Source organism: Microbacterium sp. GCS4 (assembly GCF_001262495.1).
Lineage (GTDB): Bacteria > Actinomycetota > Actinomycetes > Actinomycetales > Microbacteriaceae > Microbacterium.
In genome coordinates this window covers 199,788-218,762 of record NZ_LGYE01000003.1, presented here as the reverse complement: position 1 = coordinate 218,762, position 18,975 = coordinate 199,788, and the positions used below count along the sequence as shown (strand labels likewise).

Sequence of the window (18,975 nt, the reverse complement as noted above, 5' to 3'; positions counted from 1 at the left end):
AGCTCTTCTTACAACTCTGACTGCTCGGAATTGCCCCCTGGCGTTCAACGCAACTGCTCGCGCCGAACACCCTTAGGCGCCGCCTTCTACAGCCTCACGGAGCTCAACTCGGCGTATGAAGAAGTCCTGTGGAGACTTCTCCTGCCACGGCTTATCGGCGGCCGAACGTTCCTGCTGAGCGTCGGCTTCGGGCTTGCACACCTCAACTCGATGCCATACGGCCTCAGCGGCGTCGTGCTCACGGCTGCGTTCGCCCTGACCGCCCACTGGATAGTCCGCAGAAGCAATGGGAGCATCGTGCCTACGATAGGAGCTCACATCGTCGCGGACATCGTCCTCCTCGGAATGCTCTTGAGTTAGGAAGGCCGCATGCACACGGGAACGTTAGCCACTGCCCTCGAAGCCCGATACCCGGGTCAGATCATCGAAGTGGACGGACCGCGTCATTTCATTCTTACCGGACCCACAGAATCTCGGACGCTCACGTTCGAGGTGGGCGACGACACAGTCCGTATCTTCGTGAGCAGGCTCGTGCATGGCGAGGTGTACGACGATGACGACGACGTCGACGAGATCGTCGCCGTCGTCGACGCGATCGTCAATGGTGGCGCGACCGAGCTGTACGGCTCGACGGCAGGTGGGGTGGTCGGCTTCATCGGGTATCAGATTCGCGGAGACCGCGTCGCGATCACCGGACTCGACGACGACGCGACCATCGTGCACCGAGCAACGGTCTGACGCACGACGGCACGACCGACCGCTGGGACGCGACGAAGGGCGGCCGGTCGATACGACCAGCCCTTCATCGGCAGCGGGATCGGCTCAGTGCTCGTCGTAGTGACCGTCGTGCAGGGCGTGCTTGTGGCCGTCGTGCACGTAGTCGACGTGGTCGTCGTGTGCCACGGCCTCATGTCCGCAGGAGGTGCCGTGCTCGTGCTCGGCGACGGTGTGCTCGGCGTGGACCTCGGCAGTGCTCATGATGATCTCCTTCTCTGGATCGACGACGGGAGATCCCCGTCGTCACGACCCTTCGAGTGCATCACACGTATAAACGCATTGCAATATATCTTCGCAATTGCGAGCGGTTCTCATCACGTCTCAGAGGCGTGCTTCACGGCATCCTCGACGATGTGGGTGACGTGCTGGTCCGTCACCGAATAGTGCGCCTCGCGCCCTGATCTCTCGACCGACACGAGCCCCGCCGCGCGGAGCGTCCGCAGATGCTGGGAGACGAGAGGCTGCGAGAGACCGCTTTCCTCCGCGATGCGGGTGACCGTGAGCGGCCCGGCGGCGAGGATGCGCAGGAGCGAGAGACGCGACTCCGAGGAGAGCGCCTTGAAGAGCTCGGCGGCGGCTCGTAGATCGTCGTGCATCACCCCATATAAGCAGACGGCAATACGTCGCGGCGCCCTCGCCACAGACGGTCCCACAGCACCAGCGGATCGAACAGCACCCCGAGCCGCGCCCGTATCAGCGCCGCATGCAGAGCCAGGCACAGCGCGATCACGACCGCCGTGAGCACGACCGGCGCGATCGCCTCGACCACCGGGATCGCCCGCCATCCCGACGCCCTCAGCGCCTGGTCGATCAGCGCGAGCGGGATCATGTGCAGCACGTAGATCGGGAGGGTGCGCTGCCCGATCCATCGCAACGGCCGCGCGAGCACCGGCGCGTGTCGGTCGATCAGCGCGCACACCGCCACGCCGCACGCGACCGCCACCCCCGCGAGCACCGGCCACACGCCGGGCCACGCCCGCATGCCGAGCACGCCGACCACTGCCGTCGCGCCCGCGAACGCCGCGGCGAGCGCGAGAGCGCGCAGCATGCCGGTGGATGCCGCGAACCGCACGACCGGATCCCGCAGCCGGAGCCCGGCGAGGAAGAAGATCAGGTTCTGCACGACCTGCCAGAGGTTGCCGAGGTCGGGCAGGAGACCGGCGGCCGCGAAGGATGCCACGGCGAACGCGACGGGCAGCACGAACGCCGTGGGCAGCTCGCGCGTGAGCCGCGCGATGCCGAGGTACGCGGCGAGCGCGAGCAGATACCAGAGGTTCGTGGGGCTGATCGTGAGCTGGGCGAGCAGCTCCCAGCCGTCGGTGGCCCTGGCGGTGTCGAAGTCCGGGGCGAGAGCGAGCACGGCGGTCTGGATGAGCACCCAGATCACGTACACCGAGAGCAGCCGGCCGGCGCGCCGCCGCCACGACGTCCCGTCCGGGGCGAGGACCGCGCGGCCGGCGAACATCCCCGAGATCAGGAAGAACAGCGGCATCCGCAGCGGGAGCAGCTGGGCGTTCAGTGTCGCCCAGGCGTCTGTGACGGGACCGGCCCCCGGCACATCGATCGCGTGCTTCGTGACCACATGCCACAGCACGACAAGGATGATGCACAGTCCCTTGGCGACATCGGGCCATCCGACGCGCGTATTCACCGCCCCGGGACCTCGGCCGCGCGCACGAGGCGGTCGACAAGGTCGACGTACGAGACCCCTGCGGCGGCGAACATGCGCGGCACCTGCGAGGCCGCGGTCAGGCCCGGCATGGTGTTGACCTCGTTCAGGATCGGGCCGTCGCCGGTGAGGAAGAAGTCCATCCGCGCGACGCCCGCGCAGCCGAGAGCGTCGAACATGGTCAATGCGGCGCGGGTGAGGGTCGAGTGCTCGACGGGCGTGAGCGCGGCCGGAACCGTGAACCGCGCGCTCCCGTCGTACTTCGTCGCGGTGTCGAACAGCCCGACGGTCTCGATCTCGAGTGGCGGAGCCGCCCACCGCACACCGCCCGCCTCGCGGATCACCGCGACGTCGATCTCGCGCCCCCGCACGACCTCCTCCACGAGGATCCGGTGGTCGAACCGCGCCGCCTCCCGCAGCGCGGCGGCGAGCTCGTCCTCCGAGCGCACGAGACCGACCCCGTAGCTCGACCCCGCCGACACGGGCTTCACGACGACCGGTCCGTCGAACTCGGCATCCCCGATGGCCGCCGCGTCCACCACACGCCCACTCGCGATGCGGATCCCCGCGGCCCGTGCGACGAGCTTGGTCGCCCACTTGTCCATGCCGATCGCGCCCGCGCGCGGCCCCGAGCCGACGACCCGCACGCCCGCGAGCGCGCACACCGCGGCGAGAGCGCCGTCCTCGCCGAGCGGGCCGTGCACCGCGGGGAACACGACGTCGACCTCGCCGAGCAACGGCAGCACGGCCGTGAGCGAGGCGACCACCGTGGCGGCATCCGGTTGTCCGGGAACCCGCCACACACCCTCCGTGGAGATGGTCGCCTCGCTCACGTCATGCCCGCCGGCCCGTAGCGCCCCGGCTACCGCAGCGGCGGAGGCGAGAGACACCTCGTGCTCGGCGTTCTGTCCCCCTCCGATCACGAGCACCCTCACGCGTTCCCCCTCGGCCCGCACGCGTTGCGAAGGAGATCTGCCGTTCCGAAGGACTCGACAGCAGCATCCGCCCTTCGGATCATGCGATCTCCTGCGATCCTGCGCTGCACGCGCGCGCCGATCCCTGTGACGATCGTGTGCGGGATGCTGTCCGCCCACCGCGCCCAGTCCCGGATGCTCGGCACCGCGCCGCCGTCCGGGCCGAACACGACGGCCTCCGTGCCACGCGGCACGCACCGGTCACCCGTGTCGACGACGATCTGGTCCATCGAGACACGCCCCACGACCGGGCAGCGCACACCGTCGATCGCGACGCCCGCTCCCTGAGCGAGTTCGCGGGGGATGCCGTCGGCATAGCCCACCCCGATCACCGCGAGGTGCGTCTCCCGCGGCGTCACGAACGTGCCGCCGTAGCCGACCGCCGTCCCCGCCGGCACGACGCTCGCGTGCACCACGGATGCCGTGAGCCGCGACGCTCCGTGCAGCTCCACGGTCTCGGAGGGGTCGATGCCGACGAGCCCCGCACCTACCCGCACGAGATCGAAGTGCGTCGAGGGGTCGGTGAGCGCACCGGATGTCGCGGCGAGATGCACGAGCACCGGGCCGAAGCCCGCCCTCAGCACGGCGTCGCGCGCGTGGCGCATGCGCAGCACCGCCGGGGCGTTCGCTGCGGGGTCGGCGTCGTCAGCTCGGGGCAGGTGTCCCATGACGCCGACGATCTCGATGCGATCGCGCCCGGCGCGGGCGGTGCGGAGCAGCTCGGCCCAGTCCTCGAGCGGGACGCCGCCGCGCGCCATCCCGGTATCCACGTGCAGGTGGACGCGCAGCGGGGAGGTCGCACCCGCGGCATCCGCCGCGAGCTGGCGCAGCTCGTCGATCGACCCGACCGCGACGTCGATGCGGTCGGCCGCGGCCTGCGCCGCATCGACGCCTGCGGGGTTCAGCCAGGCGAGGATCGGGACCTCGAGCCCGGCGGCACGGAGAGCGGCGCCGTCCGCGGCATCCGTCACCCCGAGCCATTCCGCGCCGGCGGCCACGGCCGCGCGGGCGACCGTGACGGCGCCGTGCCCATAGCCGTCGGCCTTCACGACGGCCATGACGCGTGCGGTGGTCGCTGCCCGCACCCTCGCCGTGTTCGCCGCGATCGCTGCGGGCAGAGTGTGCAGGGTCGGCGCGTGCATGCGGGAGAGCGTGAGGCGCTGAGCGGCCTCTGATCCGATGGTCGTGGCGGGCAGAGTGGTCATCGCTGCGTCCTCGGGTCGGTCGTGGGGTCGTCGTACATGAGCGGGCAGCCGTTCGCGACCGCCGCGGGCCGCAGCTCGAAGTGCCACCGCTCGTTCGCGTAGATCTGACACAGGCCGAACTGGGCTCCGTGACGCGCGAGCCAGTCCTGCGCCGGGAGGCCGCCGAGGTCGATCGCGTCGCCCGACACGTGCTCGGAGTTCTCCGGCGTCGCCACCCAGCGCGCGGCCTCCTCCTCGGAGCCGTACTGCGCGACGGCATCCCGGCGCAGCTGCTCCTGGTACGCGGCCGACCGCCATCCGCTGTTGACGTGCATGCGCACGCCGTCCTCCTCGGCGGCCGTCGCGGCGGCCCGCACGGCCTCGAGGAGGTCGGAGTCGAGGTTCGAGACGGCGGGGACGTCGTCGAACACCGAGACGTCCCCCTCGTGGCGGATCAGCCCGTCGGCCTCGGTGACCGGCCCCGACGACACGGCGGTGGAGGCGGAGGCGAGGGACTGCTGGCCGATCACGGCGATCGACCCGGCGACGGCGGCCGCGAGCAGCACGCCGCCGATCGTGGCGATGAGTCGGCGCCGTCGGGCGGCGAGGGATGCGTTCATGGGTCCCAGCCAACGCGGGAGCGTGTTGCGAGGTCGTATGCGCTTTTGCATACGCTCGCGATATGCCGGGGTGCGTAAGCTCTGAGCACATGGGAGCCCTGTCGTGCGCGTGCTGATCGTCGAGGACGAGCCGTACCTCGCCGAGGCCGTGCGCGACGGACTGCGCCTCGAGGCGATCGCCGCCGACATCGCGGGCGACGGCGACACCGCGCTCGAACTGCTGAGCGTCAACGCCTACGACCTCGCGGTACTCGACCGCGACATCCCCGGCCCCTCCGGCGACGACGTCGCCCGCTCGATCGTGGCCTCCGGCAGCGGCATCCCGATCCTCATGCTCACGGCGGCCGACCGCCTCGACGACAAGGCGTCGGGGTTCGAGATCGGCGCCGACGACTACCTCACCAAGCCGTTCGAGCTGCGTGAGCTCGTGCTGCGGCTGCGCGCCCTCGACCGGCGCCGCCAGCGGGCCCGCCCGCCCGTGCTGGAGATCGCCGGGCTTCGGCTCGACCCGTTCCGCCGCGAGGTCTTCCGCGACGGTCGCTACGTCGCCCTCACCCGCAAGCAGTTCGCGGTGCTGGAGGTGCTCGTCGACGCGGCGGGAGGGGTCGTGAGCGCCGAGGAGCTGCTGGAGCGCGCCTGGGACGAGAACGCCGACCCGTTCACGAACGCCGTGCGCATCACGGTCTCGTCGCTGCGCAAGCGCCTGGGAGAGCCGGGGGTCATCGTCACCGTTCCCGGCGTCGGGTATCGGATCGGCGCAGAGGCACAGACGGATGCGGAGGTGCGGACGGATGCCGTCGCCGAGGCGTAGAAGGCGCGGCATGAGCGCCCGCTGGAAGCTCACGCTCAGCTACGCCGGGGTCGTGGTCGTGTCCGGCGTGCTGCTGCTCGCCGCGGTCGCGTTGTGGCTGCTGCGGTACGTGCCGGATGTGAACATCGTGACGACGATCGACCAGTTCGTGCCGAACCGCTCCGACCTCATCCGTGCATTCATCCCCGCCGCCGTGATCGTGATGATGGTGCTGCTCGCGATCGGCATCGGCGGGGGCTGGCTGCTGGCCGGACGGATGCTGGCGCCGCTCGGCCGCATCGGACGCGCGGCGCAGCTCGCGGCGCAGGGGTCGCTGTCGCACCGGGTCGACCTGGAGGGGCCGCGCGACGAGTTCCGCGACCTGGCCGACGTATTCGACGCGATGCTCGAGCAGCTCGAGGCCCACGTGGCGGAGCAGCAGCGATTCGCCGCGAACGCCTCGCACGAGCTGCGCACGCCGCTCGCGATCTCGCAGACCATGCTCGAGGTGGCGCGCAGCGACCCCGACCGCGATGTCGATGCTCTGATCGACCGGCTGCGGGACGTCAACACTCGGGCGATCGAGCTCACCGAGGCCCTGCTGCTGCTGAGCCGCGCCGAGCGCCGGGTGTTCACGCGCGAGCCCGTGGAGCTGTCGCTGCTGGCCGAGGAATCGGTCGAGACGCTGCTACCGCTCGCCGACCGCCGCGGCGTGACGATTGACGTCGGCGGCGACACCGCGCACGTGTTCGGCAACCCGGCGCTCGTGCAGCAGCTGATCACGAACCTCGTGCACAACGCGATCGTGCACAACCTCCCGGCGGACGGCACCGTGGTAGTGCGGACGCACGTGCTTCCCGAGGCGGTGGCGCTCGTCGTCGAGAACACGGGCGAGCTCATGGCCCCTCACCGCGTCGCGACGCTTGCCGAGCCCTTCCAGCGCGGCGCCGAGCGCACCCGCGACGACGATCACGCGGGCGTCGGCCTCGGCCTCGCTATCGTCCAGCGCATCGCACAGGCCCACGACGGGTCCCTCGTGCTCACCCCGCAGCAGGGCGGCGGCCTGAACGTGACGGTGTGGCTGCCGCATCCGTACCCGGCACCCGTCGGCTGACATCGGCCTGTCGCGACAACCGCGCGCGGACTTCCTGGATACCGGGCCGGAGCGCCGCAGCCGTCAGCGCGCGAGCGCCGCGGTCGACGCCCTCGGGATGAGGGTCGGCAGGGCACGCGTGATGGGCCCCGGTCCGCCGAGCAGGTCCAGCGCGCTGGCGGCGATCTGGTCGAAGGCCGTTCGCACCGACGTCAGGGGAACGGGAAGCATCCCAGCGAGCGGGATGTCGTTGTATCCGACGACCGAGACGTCGCGCCCCACGGTCAGCCCGGCGGCTGATGCCGCGGCGACCACCCCGATCGCGAGGTTGTCGTTCGCGGCGAAGATCGCAGTCGGACGCGATGCCGCGTCCTCGAGCAGCGAGCGTCCGGCGAGGTGCCCGGACTCGATGCCGTAGCCGGTCGAGATCACCCTCGCATCAGGGAGTTCGACACCGCCCTCGGCGAAGGCTCGTCGGGCCCCGGCCAGACGGTCGCGGGCGCTGGAGGTGAACCACGGCCCGGTGACGACGGCGATCTCGCGGTGCCCGAGGTCGACGAGGTGTCGAGCGGCGAAGTAGCCGCCGGCCTCGTCGTCGCCCAACGCCGAGGGACTCACGCCGTCGGTGCGCAGCACGAGGACGTGAGGCACCCCGCGCTCGCGCAGGGAAGCCGGCAGCGTGTCGTCGAGCCGAGCCGTCGCGAGCACGAGGCCATCGACGTTCCGGTCGAGCAGCGTCTCGGTCGCGCGCCGCTCCTCGGCGGGGTCGTCGCCGCAGGTCGCGACCACGGCGAACGAGCCCCGGGCGCGGGCAGTGCGCTCGATCGCCTCGAACATCAGCGCCATGACGTGGTCGGTGAGCCGCGGCACGAGCACCCCGATGGTTCCGGTCGCGCCGCGCCGCAGCCCGGAGGCGAACATGTTGCGCCGGTAGCCGAGCTCGTCGGCGACCCGGCGCACCTTCTCGGCGGTGGAGGAGCGCGACGGCGGGGTCCGGTCGTCGAGCACGCGGCTGACCGTGGAGATGCTCACACCGGATGCCGCCGCGACGTCCTTCAGCGTGACGACGTGTCGTTCCTGCTCCTCGTCCACGGCATCCTCCTCGATGGAATCCTGATCGGGGTGTTGACAACCCGCGCATCCCCGATCATACTTGCAATCGTTCCTGCAAACGTTCCCGCAAACGTTCCCACAATCTCGATGACGAGAAACCAGCGAAGAAGCTCCAAGGAAAGGACCGATCATGACTCTCGACCTCCGCGGCCTCAACCCCGCCCCCGTCACCCCCTTCACCGAGGCCGGCGACGTCGACTACGACGCTATCCAGCGCCTCGGCTCCTGGCTCGGCTCGATCGACGGTGTCAAGAGCCTCGTCGTGCTCGGCCACGCCGGTGAGGGCACGTTCCTCACCGAGGAGGAGCAGCTCGACGTCATCCGCGCCTTCGTCGCCTCGACCGACGGCCGCGTCCCCGTGATCGCCGGCATCACCAAGGAGGGCAACAAGACCGCCGCTCTCGAAGCCAAGGCCGCGGTCGACGCGGGCGCGGCGGCCGGTCTCGTCTACCCGTCGCACGGGTGGCTGCGCTTCGGATACCAGCAGGGCGCCCCGCAGTCGCGTTACCGGGAGATCTACGAGGAGTCGGGTCTGCCGCTCATCCTCTTCCAGTACCCCGACAACACCAAGGCGACCTACGACCTCGACACGCAGCTCGAGATCGCCGGCCAGGAGGGCGTGTTCGCCACGAAGAACGGCGTCCGCAACATGCGTCGCTGGTACACCGAGATCCCCGCGCTCCGCGCCGCCTACCCCGAGCTGCAGATCCTCTCCTGCCACGACGAGTACCTGCTTCCGACGATGTTCGACGTCGACGGCCTCCTGGTCGGCTACGGCAACGTCGCACCCGAGCCTCTCGTCGAGCTCATCGCCGCCGGCAAGGCGCGCGATTACGAAGCCGCCCACGCCATCCACGAGCGCCTGCTCCCGGTCACGCAGAACGTGTACCACCGCGGCTCGCACATGGAGGGAACCGTGGCGTTGAAGTGGGGACTCGTGCAGCGCGGCATCCTCGATCACGCCACCGTCCGCACGCCGCTCCTCCCTCTTCCGGAGGGCGCGGATGCCGAGATCGCCGCCGCCTTCGCGCTGGCCGGGCTCGGCAAGGTCACCGTCTCGGCGTGACGACCAGGGCGGGGCGGTCGCCGAAGACCGCCTCGCCCACCACCTCCCAGCAGTCAACGACGACTCGAAGGACACGATCATGAACGAACGCACGACAACGCGTCACTCCGCCACCACGCCGGGCACTGGCTACGGACGGGTCTCCACTGAGACGATGAAGAACATCGTCACCTCACGCAAGCAACGGCGCCCGTTCTGGCAGCACCTGGCCCTCATCGGTCCGGCGTTCGTCGCGGGCGCCTGGCAGTTCGGGCCGGGCAACCTGACCACCGCCGTCCAGGCCGGCAGCGGCTACCAGTACGCCCTCATCTGGGTGATCGTGGTATCGACGATCCTGATGATCTTCCTCACCGACATGGCCGTCCGCCTCGGCATCAAGTCGCCCACCTCGCTGATCTCCTCCATCAAGGAGCACCTCGGCGGCTGGGTCGGTGTGCTCGCGGGCATCGGCGTCTTCCTCATCACGCTGTGCTTCTCGGTCGGCAACGCCGTCGGCTCCGGCCTCGGGCTCTCCATGCTCTTCGGCGGCAGCCCGATCATGTGGACCGTCATCTGCACCGCCGCGGTCGCCGCCCTCCTTCTCCTCCGCAACGTCTACCGCGTCGTGGAGAAGGTGCTCGTCGTGATCGTCGCCCTCATGGCGATCGCGTTCGTCGCCTCGGCGTTCATCTCGAACCCGGACTGGGCAGCAGCGGGCGTCGGACTCCTCCCGACCTTCCCCGGCGGCGCATGGCTGCTGATCGTCGCCCTCGTCGGCACGAACTTCTCGATCAACGCGGCCTTCTACACGGCGTACGGCACGAAGGAGCGCGGGCGGACCGAGGCCGACTACCGTGACGTCACGATCGTCGATACCGTCCCCGGCATCGTCGCGCCCGGCATCATGACCGCGCTGGTCATCGTGGTCGCGGCCTCCGTCCTGGGCAAGACCGGAGAGACCGCACCGACGATCGTGGCGCTCGCGGGGATCTTCGAACCGCTCGCCGGTCCCGTGGGCTCGACGATCTTCGCGCTCGGATTCTTCGGCGCGGCGTTCTCGTCGATGATCGCGAACGCGACCGCCGGCGGAACCATGCTGTCGGACGGACTCGGCCGTGGCGCGTCGTCGAGCTCGCTCACCGCGAAGCTCGTGAGCGCCAGCATCCTCGTCTTCGGGGTCGTCGTGACCGTGACGTTCCAGCAGTCCCCGGTGCAGCTGATCGTCGTCGCCCAGGCGCTGACGGTGTTCGTCGCCCCGGTGCTCGCCGCGCTGATCATCGTCATGGCGAACCGCGTGAAGCTCATGGGCGACATGCGCAACACCTGGTGGCAGAACGCGGCCGGCGTCATCGGCCTGGCGGCGGTGCTCGCCCTGTCGATCCGGCTGTTCCTGACCCTCATCGGCTAGGCAGGGGCTTCACCCGGCCGACTTCTGCGGCCATGACGAACTTCTGCGGCCTCGATCCCCTATCGAGGCCGCAGAAGTCGCGTTCGGCCGCAGAAGTCGCCGTCGGACGGCCTGAGGGTCAGGCGACCTCGCCCCGACGTGCCGCGAGCTCGCGGCCAAAGGCGACGGCGTCGGACTCCGCGTTCTCCTTGAGCTCGCGAGCCGTGTCGGCGAAGGCGTCGAGTGCCGGGTTCACGCCGACGAGCGTGAACGGACGCTGCACGACGCGCAGGTCGAGGCCCCAGACGTCTTCGAGCACGCGGCGCAGCCATCCGGTGGAGTGGTCCCAGCCCTCCTTGGGAGTTCCGGGGGCGTAGTTGCCGCCGAGCACCGTGACCAGCGTCGCGGGCTTGCCGCGCAGCGCCGTGCCCTGCGGGTCGATGCGCGGGTCGGTGTAGGCCAGGTCGAACCAGGTCTTGAAGTGCTGCGAGACGCCGTAGTTGTACAGCGGCACCGCGAACAGCAGGGCGTCGGCGGCGATGAGCTCGTCGGCGAACGTCGTGGCGAGGGCGCGGGCCTCGACCTGCGCCGGGGTGCGCTGCGCCTCCTCGACGAAGCCTCCGGTCACGGCATCCGCCCAGGCGGTCGCGGGCACGGGGTCGGCGGCGAGGTCGCGGCGGGTCACGGCGGAGTCGGGGTGGGATGCCGTCCACTCGGCCTCGACGAGGTCGGCGAGCGATCGGCTGGCGGACGACGCGGGGAGGATGCTGGCATCCAGGCGGAACAGGGACATGGCTGACCTTTCGTTTTTCGTAGTCGCTCTGTTTTTCTTAGCGACTCGCGTTAACGTAGCACAGGTAGAATGGCGTCATGCCCGAGGCCGGTGACGATCTGAACAGGTGCGACGCCGCCGTCACGCTGGCGTTCAGCGTGCTCGGCAAGCGGTGGAACGGCATGATCCTGTCGTCGCTCGGCAACGGCCCCTCGACGTTCGTCGCCCTGCGCCGCGCGGTCGCCGGCATCAGCGACACCGTGCTGTCGGATCGGCTCGGCGAACTGACCGACGCCGGCCTCGTGGCGCGCGCGGTCGACGCGGGTCCGCCGGTGACGGTGTCCTACGCCCTCACGGACGGCGGACGCGGCCTGCTGCCCATCCTCGACCAGCTCGGCGCCTGGGCCTCCGCGACCCTCGAGGCGCCGACGCGCTGACGCCCGGGCCTCCACTGGCTGTTTCGAATCGCCTGCTTTGCAGATTCCGGGACTCGAAACCCGCAAAGCACGCGATTCGAATCGTGGAGCGGTGGCTCCGTCAGGTCACCAGGGGCTGGGCTCGTAGTCCTTGAGGAAGACGCCGAAGACGTCCTCGCCGGCCTCCCCGCGCACGATCGGGTCGTACACGCGAGCGGCTCCGTCGACGAGGTCGAGCGGGGCGTGGAACCCCTCCTCGGCAAGACGCACCTTCGTGAAGTGGGGGCGCTCGTCGGTGATCCACCCGGTGTCGACGGCGGTCATGAGGATGCCGTCGGTCTCGAGCATCTCCCCCGCACTCGTGCGCGTGAGCATGTTGAGCGCGGCCTTCGCCATGTTGGTGTGCGGATGCCCCGGTCCCTTGTACCGGCGCGAGAACTGCCCCTCCATCGCCGACACGTTGACCACGTACTTGCGGTGCGACGACGATGCCGCCATCGCGGCCCGCAGCCGGCTGATGAGCAGGAACGGCGCGGTGGTGTTCGCGAGCTGCACCTCGAGCATCTCGAGCGGATCGACCTGGTCGACCGACTGCACCCAGCTGTTCACCCGGTTCACGTCGGGCACGAGGCCACCGGCGTCGATCGCCGTGCCGTCGGCGTGCTTCTCGAGCGACGACGACCCCGGGGCCATCGCGAGACGCGCGAGGTCTTCTGCGGTGAGCGCCTGCCCGCCCTGCTCGGCGACCGTGCCGCCGAGAGCCGCGACCGACAGCAGCGGATGCGCGTCGACCGAGGCCTGCAGCGCCTGCGGGTGCGGGTCGGCGGTGTGCCCGAACGTCTCCATCTCGGGCAACGGGCCGTCGGGAAGGGGCTGCAGCTCGGCATCCGCCAGCAGCGAGTACGCGCCGGGCGAGCGCCGCACGGTCTGCGCGGCGTTGTTGATGAGGATGTCGAGGGGCCCCTGGGCCGCGACCGAGTCGGCGAGGCCGATCACCTGAGCGGGGTCGCGCAGGTCGATTCCGACGACGCGCAGCCGGTGCAGCCAGTCGGCGGAGTCCTCCAGTGCCGAGAAGCGGCGCACGGCGTCGCGCGGGAACCGCGTCGTGATGGTGGTGTGCGCGCCGTCGCGGAGCAGGCGCAGCGCGATGTGCATGCCGATCTTCGCGCGACCTCCGGTGAGCAGCGCGCGCTTGCCGGTGAGGTCGGTGCGGGCGTTGCGCTTGCCGTGGCTGAAACGTGCGCAGTCCGGGCAGAGCTGGTGGTAGAAGGCGTCGACGATCGTGTACGGCTTCTTGCAGATGTAGCAGTTGCGGGGTTTGAGCAGCTCGCCCGCGATGGGCGCGTCGACGACGCTCGTCGCGAGGTCGTTGCCGCGGGTCTCGTCGTCGATGCGGTCGGGGGCACCGGTCGCCGTGCGGGCGACGACGGCCTTGTCGGCCTCGGCGATCGCGTCGCGGATCTGCTTGCGCCGCACGCGCTTGACGTCCTTGAACATCGCGGCGGTCGCCTGCCGCACGGCGATGAAGTCGGGATGCTCGTTGTCGATCGTGTGCAGCTGGCGGAGCACGCGCAGGGTCGTGGCGAGATCGTCCGGGTCGAGGCCGGCGCCGATTTCAGGGTTCGCGTCGGTCACCGTCCCGATTTTACGCGAGGTTTCCGCGCGTCATCTGCGTGCGCTACGACTCGGCGGACGGGGTGTTCTGGTTCTCGCTCGCCCATCCCGGGATGCCGGTGCGCTATGAAGCCGGAGGGGTGCGCACGACCGTGATCGAGGTCGTCGCCGGATCCTGACTTCGGGAAAGCCGACCCCGGCATCCGCCCCGACGTCGGACCCCCGGCGTAGGGTCGGACCATGAGCAGCCACGTCGCATCCCCCGGAGTCGTCCCGTCCTACCTGCTCGCGCGCCTGGCCGAGTCGGGCCGCTACCCGCGTGCGGCCGCGGCCGCCCGGCAGACGCTCACCGCGGGTCGACCGCCGTTCCGCGCGCGCATCGACCTGTCGATCGACGAGAACGGCGATCTCGTCGCACAGCTGTCCGATGCGCCGAACCGCACGATCAGCGATGCCGCGAACACGCAGACCCTGCCCGGGGCGGTCGTGCGCACCGAAGACGACGCGCCGGTCGACGACGCCTCCGTGAACGAGGCGTTCGACGGTCTCGGCGCGACCTTCGAGCTGCTATTGTCGGCGTTCGCCCGCAACTCGCTCGACGACGCCGGCGCCCCTCTCGACGCGACCGTGCACTACGGCGTCGACTACGACAACGCCTTCTGGGACGGCGAGCGCATGGTGTTTGGCGACGGCGACGGCGAGGTGTTCACAGGGTTCACGCGATCGACCACCGTGATCGGCCACGAGCTCGCGCACGGCGTCGTGCAGCACACGGCGAACCTCGAGTACCAGGGGCAGCCGGGCGCCCTCAACGAGTCGATCGCCGATGTGTTCGGCGCCCTGACCGAGCAGTACCTCACCGGCCAGGACGCCGCCGACGCCACGTGGCTGATCGGCGCCGAGATCTTCACGGATGCCGTCGAGGGCGTGGCGCTGCGCTCGATGATCGCCCCCGGCACGGCCTACGACGACGACGAGCTCGGCAAGGATCCGCAGCCCGACCACATGAGCGGGTTCGTGCGCACGACCGAGGACAACGGCGGCGTGCACATCAACTCCGGCATCCCGAATCGGGCCTTCGCGCTGTTCGCGATCGACCTCGGCGGCAAGGCGTGGGAGACCGCGGGCACGGTCTGGTACCGAGCGCTCACCGGCGACCTCTCGAGCACCGCGAACTTCACCGAGTTCGCCGATGCGACCGTCGCGGCCGCCGCCGAGGTCGACGAGGCCACCGCGGCATCCGCTCGACGCGCGTGGACGACCGTGGGAGTCTATGGAGATGAGCCAGCCCCCTCCACCGAGTGACCGGCCGACGGGCGGACCGCGCATCGAGCCGGCCGACGGATCGACCGACGCGCGAGTCGTGATCGTCGTCGTGCGGACGGGCGGGATCGCCGGCATCCGACGCGAGTGGCAGGTCGAACCGGAGCCCGCCGAGGCTCCCGAGTGGATCAGCATGGTCGACGACTGCCCGTGGGATGCCGACGAGGATGCCGAGCGCGGCGCCGACCGGTTCGTCTGGGTCATCCGTGTGCGCACCCCTGAGCAGAGGCGCGAGCGCGAACTCCCCGACTCGGCGCTCGATGGACCCTGGCGCGCCCTCGTCGACGCCGTGCGCGCAGCATCCGCCTGAAGCTTCTAGTCGGAGGTTCCGCCCGCCTCGACGCTGACGCGGGTGCGCGGCAGTGCCTCCGGATGCGTCTGCTGCAGCCAGGTCATCATCCGCTCGCGGACCTCGCACCGGAGATCCCACTGATCCGACGAGTCCTTCGACGACATGACGAATCGCACGGTCACGAACCCGCCCTGCGAGTCGGTCACGAGAGCGCTCGACGAGCGACCGTCCCAGAACGGCGAGGCCTCGACGATCCGCTCGAACTCGGCGCGCACCTCCGCCATCGGCACCCGCCAGTCGAGGTCCATGTAGACCGTGCCGAGGATCTTGTCCGACCGTCGTGTCCACGTCTCGATCGGCGTGGTCGTGAAGTAGCTGCACGGCACGACGAGTCGCCGTTCGTCCCAGATGTAGACGACGACGTAGGAGAGGTTGATCTCGCCGACGCGTCCCCACTCGCCCTCCACGACGACCACGTCGCCGACCCGGATCGCATCGGTGAAGGCCACCTGCACGCCCGCGATCAGGTTGCCGAGGATGGACTGCGCCGCGAGGCCGGCGATGATGCTGACGATCCCCGCCGAGGCGAGCAGGCTCGTGCCGACGGCGCGCATCTCGGGGAATGTGAAGAGCACGGTGCCCAGCGCCAGCACCGCGATGGTCACGAGCACGAGGCGGTGGATGACGAGCAGCTGCGTGCGCCGGCGCCGGGCGTCCGGACCGACCCGCTCCTCCTCCTCGCGCACCATCAGCCGCTCGAAGCCGAACGACACCAGTGCTCCGAGCAGCCAGGACCCCGCGAGGATCGTCGCGATCAGGAAGATCCGTGAGAGCGAGGGCCACCAGTCGGCCTGCGCGGGCTGCGAGGTCGCACACGCGATCCACACCGCGACCACGGTGACGGTGGTCAGCAGCGCCCGACGCGAGCGGCGCGCGATGTCCCGCACCCACTCGACCTTGCGGCTCACGAGAGACGTGAGGAGAGTCACCATCCCGATGGCGGCAGCGGCGGCGACCAGCGCGATGCCGATGGCTGCGACGGTTCCGATCCAGGAGTCCCATACGATTCCGGCCATCCGCCCACCCTACGCGGAGCGCATGGCCGCGACCTGGACGGCGGGTGCCCCGGCATCCGACTAATGGCGTGTGAATCGGAGGCCGGAACCATCCCGCGGGGCCACAATGGGAGGCATGGGACTGTTCCAGCAACGACCCGAAGAAGAAGAGAAGCAGTGGGCACTGCCTTCCGAGCCGCTCGAACGCGGAGAGTCCGAGGTGCTGGGCTCCGCGCCGGCGCTCGATCCGCTGTCGATCGGACTGGGTGCCGAGACGAGCGGCGATGTGAGCTCGATCGTGTTCCCCGTGGCGCCGCCCGCCCCGTCGGCCGTGTCGGTCGAGAACCGCGAGCCCGAGCCCGAGCCCGAGGACTGACCCTCCCCACCCAGCCCGTCTATTTCTGCCGTATGACGCAAATAGACCGTCCGTTTGCGCCATTCGGCAGAAACAGACGGGCTGGAGGCGACGCGTGGCTGTCCGCCGCCGCGGCTACGGTGGAGGGATGACGATCACCGCCGCCGCAGACGGCTCCGCACTGGGCAACCCCGGCCCCAACGGCTGGGCCTGGTACATCGACGAGTCGAACTGGGCGGCCGGCGGCTCGCCGCACGGCACCAACAACCAGGGCGAGCTCCGCGCCGTGCTCGAACTGCTGCGGGCGACGGCCGGCATCGACGAGAAGCTGCTGATCGAATGCGACAGCCGGTACGTGATCGACTCCGTGACGAAGTGGATGCCGGGGTGGAAGCGCAAGGGGTGGCGCAAGTCCGACGGCGGTCCCGTGCTGAACCGCGATCTGCTCGAGGGCATCGACGAGGCGATCCGCGGACGTGACGTGGAGTTCTCGTGGGTCAAGGGCCACGCGGGCCATCCTCTCAATGAGGCGGCCGACGAGCGTGCGAACGCCGCCGCGAAGGCGTACCAGCAGAAGCAGGAGCCGCGGCGCGGCCCGGGCTTCACCCTCGCGACGGATGCCGGGGCTGCGGCCGCCGGATCGGCTCCGCTCGCGGCTGCCGCGGACTCCGGCTGGCTGGATGCCGATGAGTCGGCCTGGGCGGATGCCGATGCGACCGATCCGTCGGTCGGCGCGGCGAGCGCGCCCGGCGCTGGCGCCGTCGACCCGACCGATCCCGCGGTCGGCGCGGCCGCCGCATCCGCACCGTCGCCGTTCGCGGCCGCGACGGCGGCCGAGCCGCTGTGGGCCGAGACGGCCGATCTGTTCGAGGGATTCGACGATGACCCGGCATCCGATCCCGTCGAGGTGCGCCTGACGCTGACCGGAGAGGAGCACGCGCGCCTGGCCGATCTCGCGAGCGCGCAGGGGATCAGTCTCGACGAGGCGCTCCGTCGCCTGATCTGATCGCGCGTACACTCGCCCCATGTCGAAGACGAGTGTGGCCCGCACCGTGGGCCGACTGCTGCTCGGCTCGTTCCTCGTGTTCGCCGGTGTCTCGCATCTGACGTTCGCGCGAGAGGAGTTCCAGGCGCAGGTGCCGCCGTGGCTGCCGGTCGACCCCGACGTGACCGTGCTCGCCTCGGGTGTGGTCGAGGTCGGCCTCGGTGGCGCACTGCTCGTCGCCCGCAAGCACCGGCGCGCCGTCGGTATCGTCACGGCACTGTTCTTCGTCGCGGTCTTCCCGGGCAACATCGCCCAGTGGCTGGAGCACCGCGACGCGTTCGGATTGAACACCGACACGGCGCGCTTCGTGCGCCTGTTCTTCCAGCCTATGCTGATCGCCCTCGCGCTCTGGTCGACGTGGAGCCCGCGCGTCCGCCGGAACGCATCGCCATAACTCCGGAGAACCGGCCCGGAACGCAGAGAACCGGCCGGTTCCGCGACGGAATCGGCCGGTTCTCCGGAGTTGTGCGGCTCAGACCGCGAGCAGCTCCCGCTCGAGACGGTCGTACGAGGCCTCCATGCCGTCGGCCATGCCGGTGGCGAGGATCATGTCACGCGTCTCCTTGTCGGGGTACTCGATGTAGAGCGTGATGAGCGTCGCGCCGTTCTCCTCGTAGAGGTTGAGGTCGTTCAGCGTCTCGACCGGCATCCCGATCATCCGCTCGGTCTGGACCGACCGGCGCGGGGCGTCGATCACGAGCGCCTCCCCCTCGAAGCCGAAGGGCTCCCCCTCGGTGTCGCCGACCGGGGCCCAGGAGGTCCGGTAAGCCTGGCCGACCTCCGTCGCGACGACGCACTCCGTCATCTCCCAGCCATCGGGCCCTAGCAGCCACTGCTTCATGAGCTCGGGCTCGTTGTGGGCGCGCCACACCAGCTCGCGCGGCCCCTCGACGAGCCGGGTGATGCGCACGTGGGTGTCGTCCAGCAGATCGACGGTCGTCCCCTTGCCCTGCGCGTAGTCGCGGAGGTCCTGCAGCACGACGTCGAGCTGGCCCATCGCCATGCGGATGCCCTCGCTCTGCCCCATCTCGACGACCTGCTCGAGCGCCTCGACCGAGTCGAAGTGACTCGTCGTGACCATGCGCGTGCCGTCGGCGGTGGACTCGAAAGCGAACTCCATGCGCTGCGCGGGGAAGCCGTCGAGCGGATTGCCGTCGGCGTCGGTGAACGAGTCGAGCACCGTGAAGCGGCTGGGTTCCTCGATCGACAGGAACTCCCACGACCCCGACGAGCTCTCGCCCCGCGGACCGTTCATCGTGTAGTTCGCGCGTCCGCCGACGGACTGGTCCCACGCCGTGAACGTGGCGGGCCATCCCGGAGGACCCCAGAAGCGCTCGAGCTGGCGCGGGTCGCTGTAGGCGCTCCAGACGCGCTCGATCGGTGCCGCGAAGTCCGCGACGACCGTCATGGTCAGGTTGTCGGCATCCGTGGTGATGTCGGTGACAGGCATG

At 70.2% G+C, this 18,975-nt stretch carries 23 protein-coding genes; 12 read left to right on the top strand and 11 right to left on the bottom strand.

Annotation, left to right across the window (positions count from 1 at the left end; translation table 11 throughout):
• The first annotated feature begins 30 nt into the window (after positions 1–30).
• Both AKH00_RS18500 and AKH00_RS12860 read left to right on the top strand, forming a co-directional pair.
• A complete protein-coding gene (locus tag AKH00_RS18500; protein ID WP_082297613.1) occupies positions 31–360 on the top strand; it encodes a CPBP family intramembrane glutamic endopeptidase in 330 nt (109 codons plus the stop codon).
• Between the two features lie 159 nt (positions 361–519).
• On the top strand, positions 520–738 hold the full coding sequence (locus tag AKH00_RS12860) for a hypothetical protein (RefSeq protein WP_152926190.1): 219 nt from the start codon (positions 520–522) through the stop codon (positions 736–738).
• An 84-nt stretch (positions 739–822) separates the two neighbouring features.
• Here the strand turns inward: AKH00_RS12860 and AKH00_RS12855 are convergent, their stop codons facing one another.
• The 6 genes from AKH00_RS12855 to AKH00_RS12830 form a co-directional block, all read right to left on the bottom strand.
• Positions 823–978, bottom strand: coding sequence for a hypothetical protein (locus AKH00_RS12855; protein ID WP_050723154.1), 156 nt, complete (start codon positions 976–978; stop codon positions 823–825).
• Between the two features lie 113 nt (positions 979–1,091).
• Positions 1,092–1,373 (bottom strand): ArsR/SmtB family transcription factor, encoded by a 282-nt coding sequence (locus AKH00_RS12850; RefSeq protein WP_050723367.1) that lies wholly within the window; start codon positions 1,371–1,373, stop codon positions 1,092–1,094.
• Positions 1,373–2,428, bottom strand: a complete 1,056-nt coding sequence (locus AKH00_RS12845) for an acyltransferase family protein (RefSeq protein ID WP_050723153.1) — start codon at positions 2,426–2,428, stop codon at positions 1,373–1,375. Before AKH00_RS12845 ends, AKH00_RS12850 begins: the two co-directional genes overlap by 1 nt.
• Entirely contained in the window at positions 2,425–3,381 is a 957-nt protein-coding gene (locus tag AKH00_RS12840; protein WP_082297636.1) for a D-alanine--D-alanine ligase family protein, read from the bottom strand. Before AKH00_RS12840 ends, AKH00_RS12845 begins: the two co-directional genes overlap by 4 nt.
• Positions 3,378–4,625, bottom strand: coding sequence for an alanine racemase (alr, locus tag AKH00_RS12835; protein WP_082297612.1), 1,248 nt, complete (start codon positions 4,623–4,625; stop codon positions 3,378–3,380). The genes AKH00_RS12840 and alr overlap by 4 nt, the downstream gene beginning before the upstream one ends.
• Positions 4,622–5,224 carry a M15 family metallopeptidase gene (locus tag AKH00_RS12830; RefSeq protein ID WP_050723151.1) on the bottom strand — a complete coding sequence of 201 codons (603 nt, stop codon included), beginning with the start codon at positions 5,222–5,224 and terminating at the stop codon, positions 4,622–4,624. Before AKH00_RS12830 ends, alr begins: the two co-directional genes overlap by 4 nt.
• A gap of 103 nt (positions 5,225–5,327) precedes the next feature.
• Between AKH00_RS12830 and AKH00_RS12825 the strand changes: the two genes are divergently transcribed.
• Positions 5,328–6,035, top strand: a complete 708-nt coding sequence (locus AKH00_RS12825; protein WP_050723150.1) for a response regulator transcription factor — start codon at positions 5,328–5,330, stop codon at positions 6,033–6,035.
• A gap of 10 nt (positions 6,036–6,045) precedes the next feature.
• Positions 6,046–7,128, top strand: coding sequence for a sensor histidine kinase (locus tag AKH00_RS12820; RefSeq protein WP_050723149.1), 1,083 nt, complete (start codon positions 6,046–6,048; stop codon positions 7,126–7,128).
• Positions 7,129–7,191: 63 nt separating this feature from the next.
• Here AKH00_RS12820 and AKH00_RS12815 read toward each other — a convergent pair whose 3' ends face one another.
• Positions 7,192–8,199, bottom strand: coding sequence for a LacI family DNA-binding transcriptional regulator (locus tag AKH00_RS12815; RefSeq protein WP_050723148.1), 1,008 nt, complete (start codon positions 8,197–8,199; stop codon positions 7,192–7,194).
• A 151-nt stretch (positions 8,200–8,350) separates the two neighbouring features.
• On the opposite strand from AKH00_RS12815, the gene AKH00_RS12810 reads away from it, so the two are divergent.
• Both AKH00_RS12810 and AKH00_RS12805 read left to right on the top strand, forming a co-directional pair.
• Positions 8,351–9,286 (top strand): dihydrodipicolinate synthase family protein, encoded by a 936-nt coding sequence (locus AKH00_RS12810; RefSeq protein ID WP_200903858.1) that lies wholly within the window; start codon positions 8,351–8,353, stop codon positions 9,284–9,286.
• Positions 9,287–9,440: 154 nt separating this feature from the next.
• The gene (locus AKH00_RS12805) at positions 9,441–10,673 is read left to right on the top strand and encodes an Nramp family divalent metal transporter (RefSeq protein ID WP_050723366.1); all 1,233 of its coding nucleotides are present in this window, start codon (positions 9,441–9,443) and stop codon (positions 10,671–10,673) included.
• 118 nt (positions 10,674–10,791) lie between these two features.
• Here AKH00_RS12805 and AKH00_RS12800 read toward each other — a convergent pair whose 3' ends face one another.
• Positions 10,792–11,445 carry an FMN-dependent NADH-azoreductase gene (locus AKH00_RS12800; RefSeq protein WP_050723146.1) on the bottom strand — a complete coding sequence of 218 codons (654 nt, stop codon included), beginning with the start codon at positions 11,443–11,445 and terminating at the stop codon, positions 10,792–10,794.
• Between the two features lie 77 nt (positions 11,446–11,522).
• Between AKH00_RS12800 and AKH00_RS12795 the strand changes: the two genes are divergently transcribed.
• Positions 11,523–11,861: a winged helix-turn-helix transcriptional regulator gene (locus AKH00_RS12795; protein ID WP_050723145.1), complete on the top strand. Its 339-nt coding sequence runs from the start codon at positions 11,523–11,525 to the stop codon at positions 11,859–11,861.
• A 105-nt stretch (positions 11,862–11,966) separates the two neighbouring features.
• Here the strand turns inward: AKH00_RS12795 and AKH00_RS12790 are convergent, their stop codons facing one another.
• A complete protein-coding gene (locus AKH00_RS12790; protein WP_442922397.1) occupies positions 11,967–13,475 on the bottom strand; it encodes an SDR family NAD(P)-dependent oxidoreductase in 1,509 nt (502 codons plus the stop codon).
• A gap of 219 nt (positions 13,476–13,694) precedes the next feature.
• On the opposite strand from AKH00_RS12790, the gene AKH00_RS12785 reads away from it, so the two are divergent.
• Entirely contained in the window at positions 13,695–14,759 is a 1,065-nt protein-coding gene (locus AKH00_RS12785; RefSeq protein WP_050723143.1) for a M4 family metallopeptidase, read from the top strand.
• On the top strand, positions 14,734–15,087 hold the full coding sequence (locus AKH00_RS12780; protein ID WP_235556771.1) for a protealysin inhibitor emfourin: 354 nt from the start codon (positions 14,734–14,736) through the stop codon (positions 15,085–15,087). Before AKH00_RS12785 ends, AKH00_RS12780 begins: the two co-directional genes overlap by 26 nt.
• A gap of 5 nt (positions 15,088–15,092) precedes the next feature.
• Here the strand turns inward: AKH00_RS12780 and AKH00_RS12775 are convergent, their stop codons facing one another.
• A complete protein-coding gene (locus tag AKH00_RS12775; RefSeq protein ID WP_050723142.1) occupies positions 15,093–16,145 on the bottom strand; it encodes a mechanosensitive ion channel family protein in 1,053 nt (350 codons plus the stop codon).
• 115 nt (positions 16,146–16,260) lie between these two features.
• Here AKH00_RS12775 and AKH00_RS12770 point away from each other — a divergent pair, with 115 nt between their 5' ends.
• The 3 genes from AKH00_RS12770 (at position 16,261) to AKH00_RS12760 (ending at position 17,918) form a co-directional block, all read left to right on the top strand.
• Positions 16,261–16,500 carry a hypothetical protein gene (locus AKH00_RS12770; protein ID WP_050723141.1) on the top strand — a complete coding sequence of 80 codons (240 nt, stop codon included), beginning with the start codon at positions 16,261–16,263 and terminating at the stop codon, positions 16,498–16,500.
• Positions 16,501–16,627: 127 nt separating this feature from the next.
• The gene (locus tag AKH00_RS12765) at positions 16,628–17,485 is read left to right on the top strand and encodes a ribonuclease H family protein (protein ID WP_050723140.1); all 858 of its coding nucleotides are present in this window, start codon (positions 16,628–16,630) and stop codon (positions 17,483–17,485) included.
• Positions 17,486–17,504: 19 nt separating this feature from the next.
• Positions 17,505–17,918, top strand: coding sequence for a DoxX family protein (locus AKH00_RS12760; protein WP_050723139.1), 414 nt, complete (start codon positions 17,505–17,507; stop codon positions 17,916–17,918).
• Between the two features lie 78 nt (positions 17,919–17,996).
• On the opposite strand, the gene AKH00_RS12755 is transcribed toward AKH00_RS12760, so the two are convergent.
• A complete protein-coding gene (locus AKH00_RS12755; RefSeq protein WP_050723138.1) occupies positions 17,997–18,974 on the bottom strand; it encodes an SRPBCC family protein in 978 nt (325 codons plus the stop codon).
• Position 18,975 lies beyond the last annotated feature (1 nt).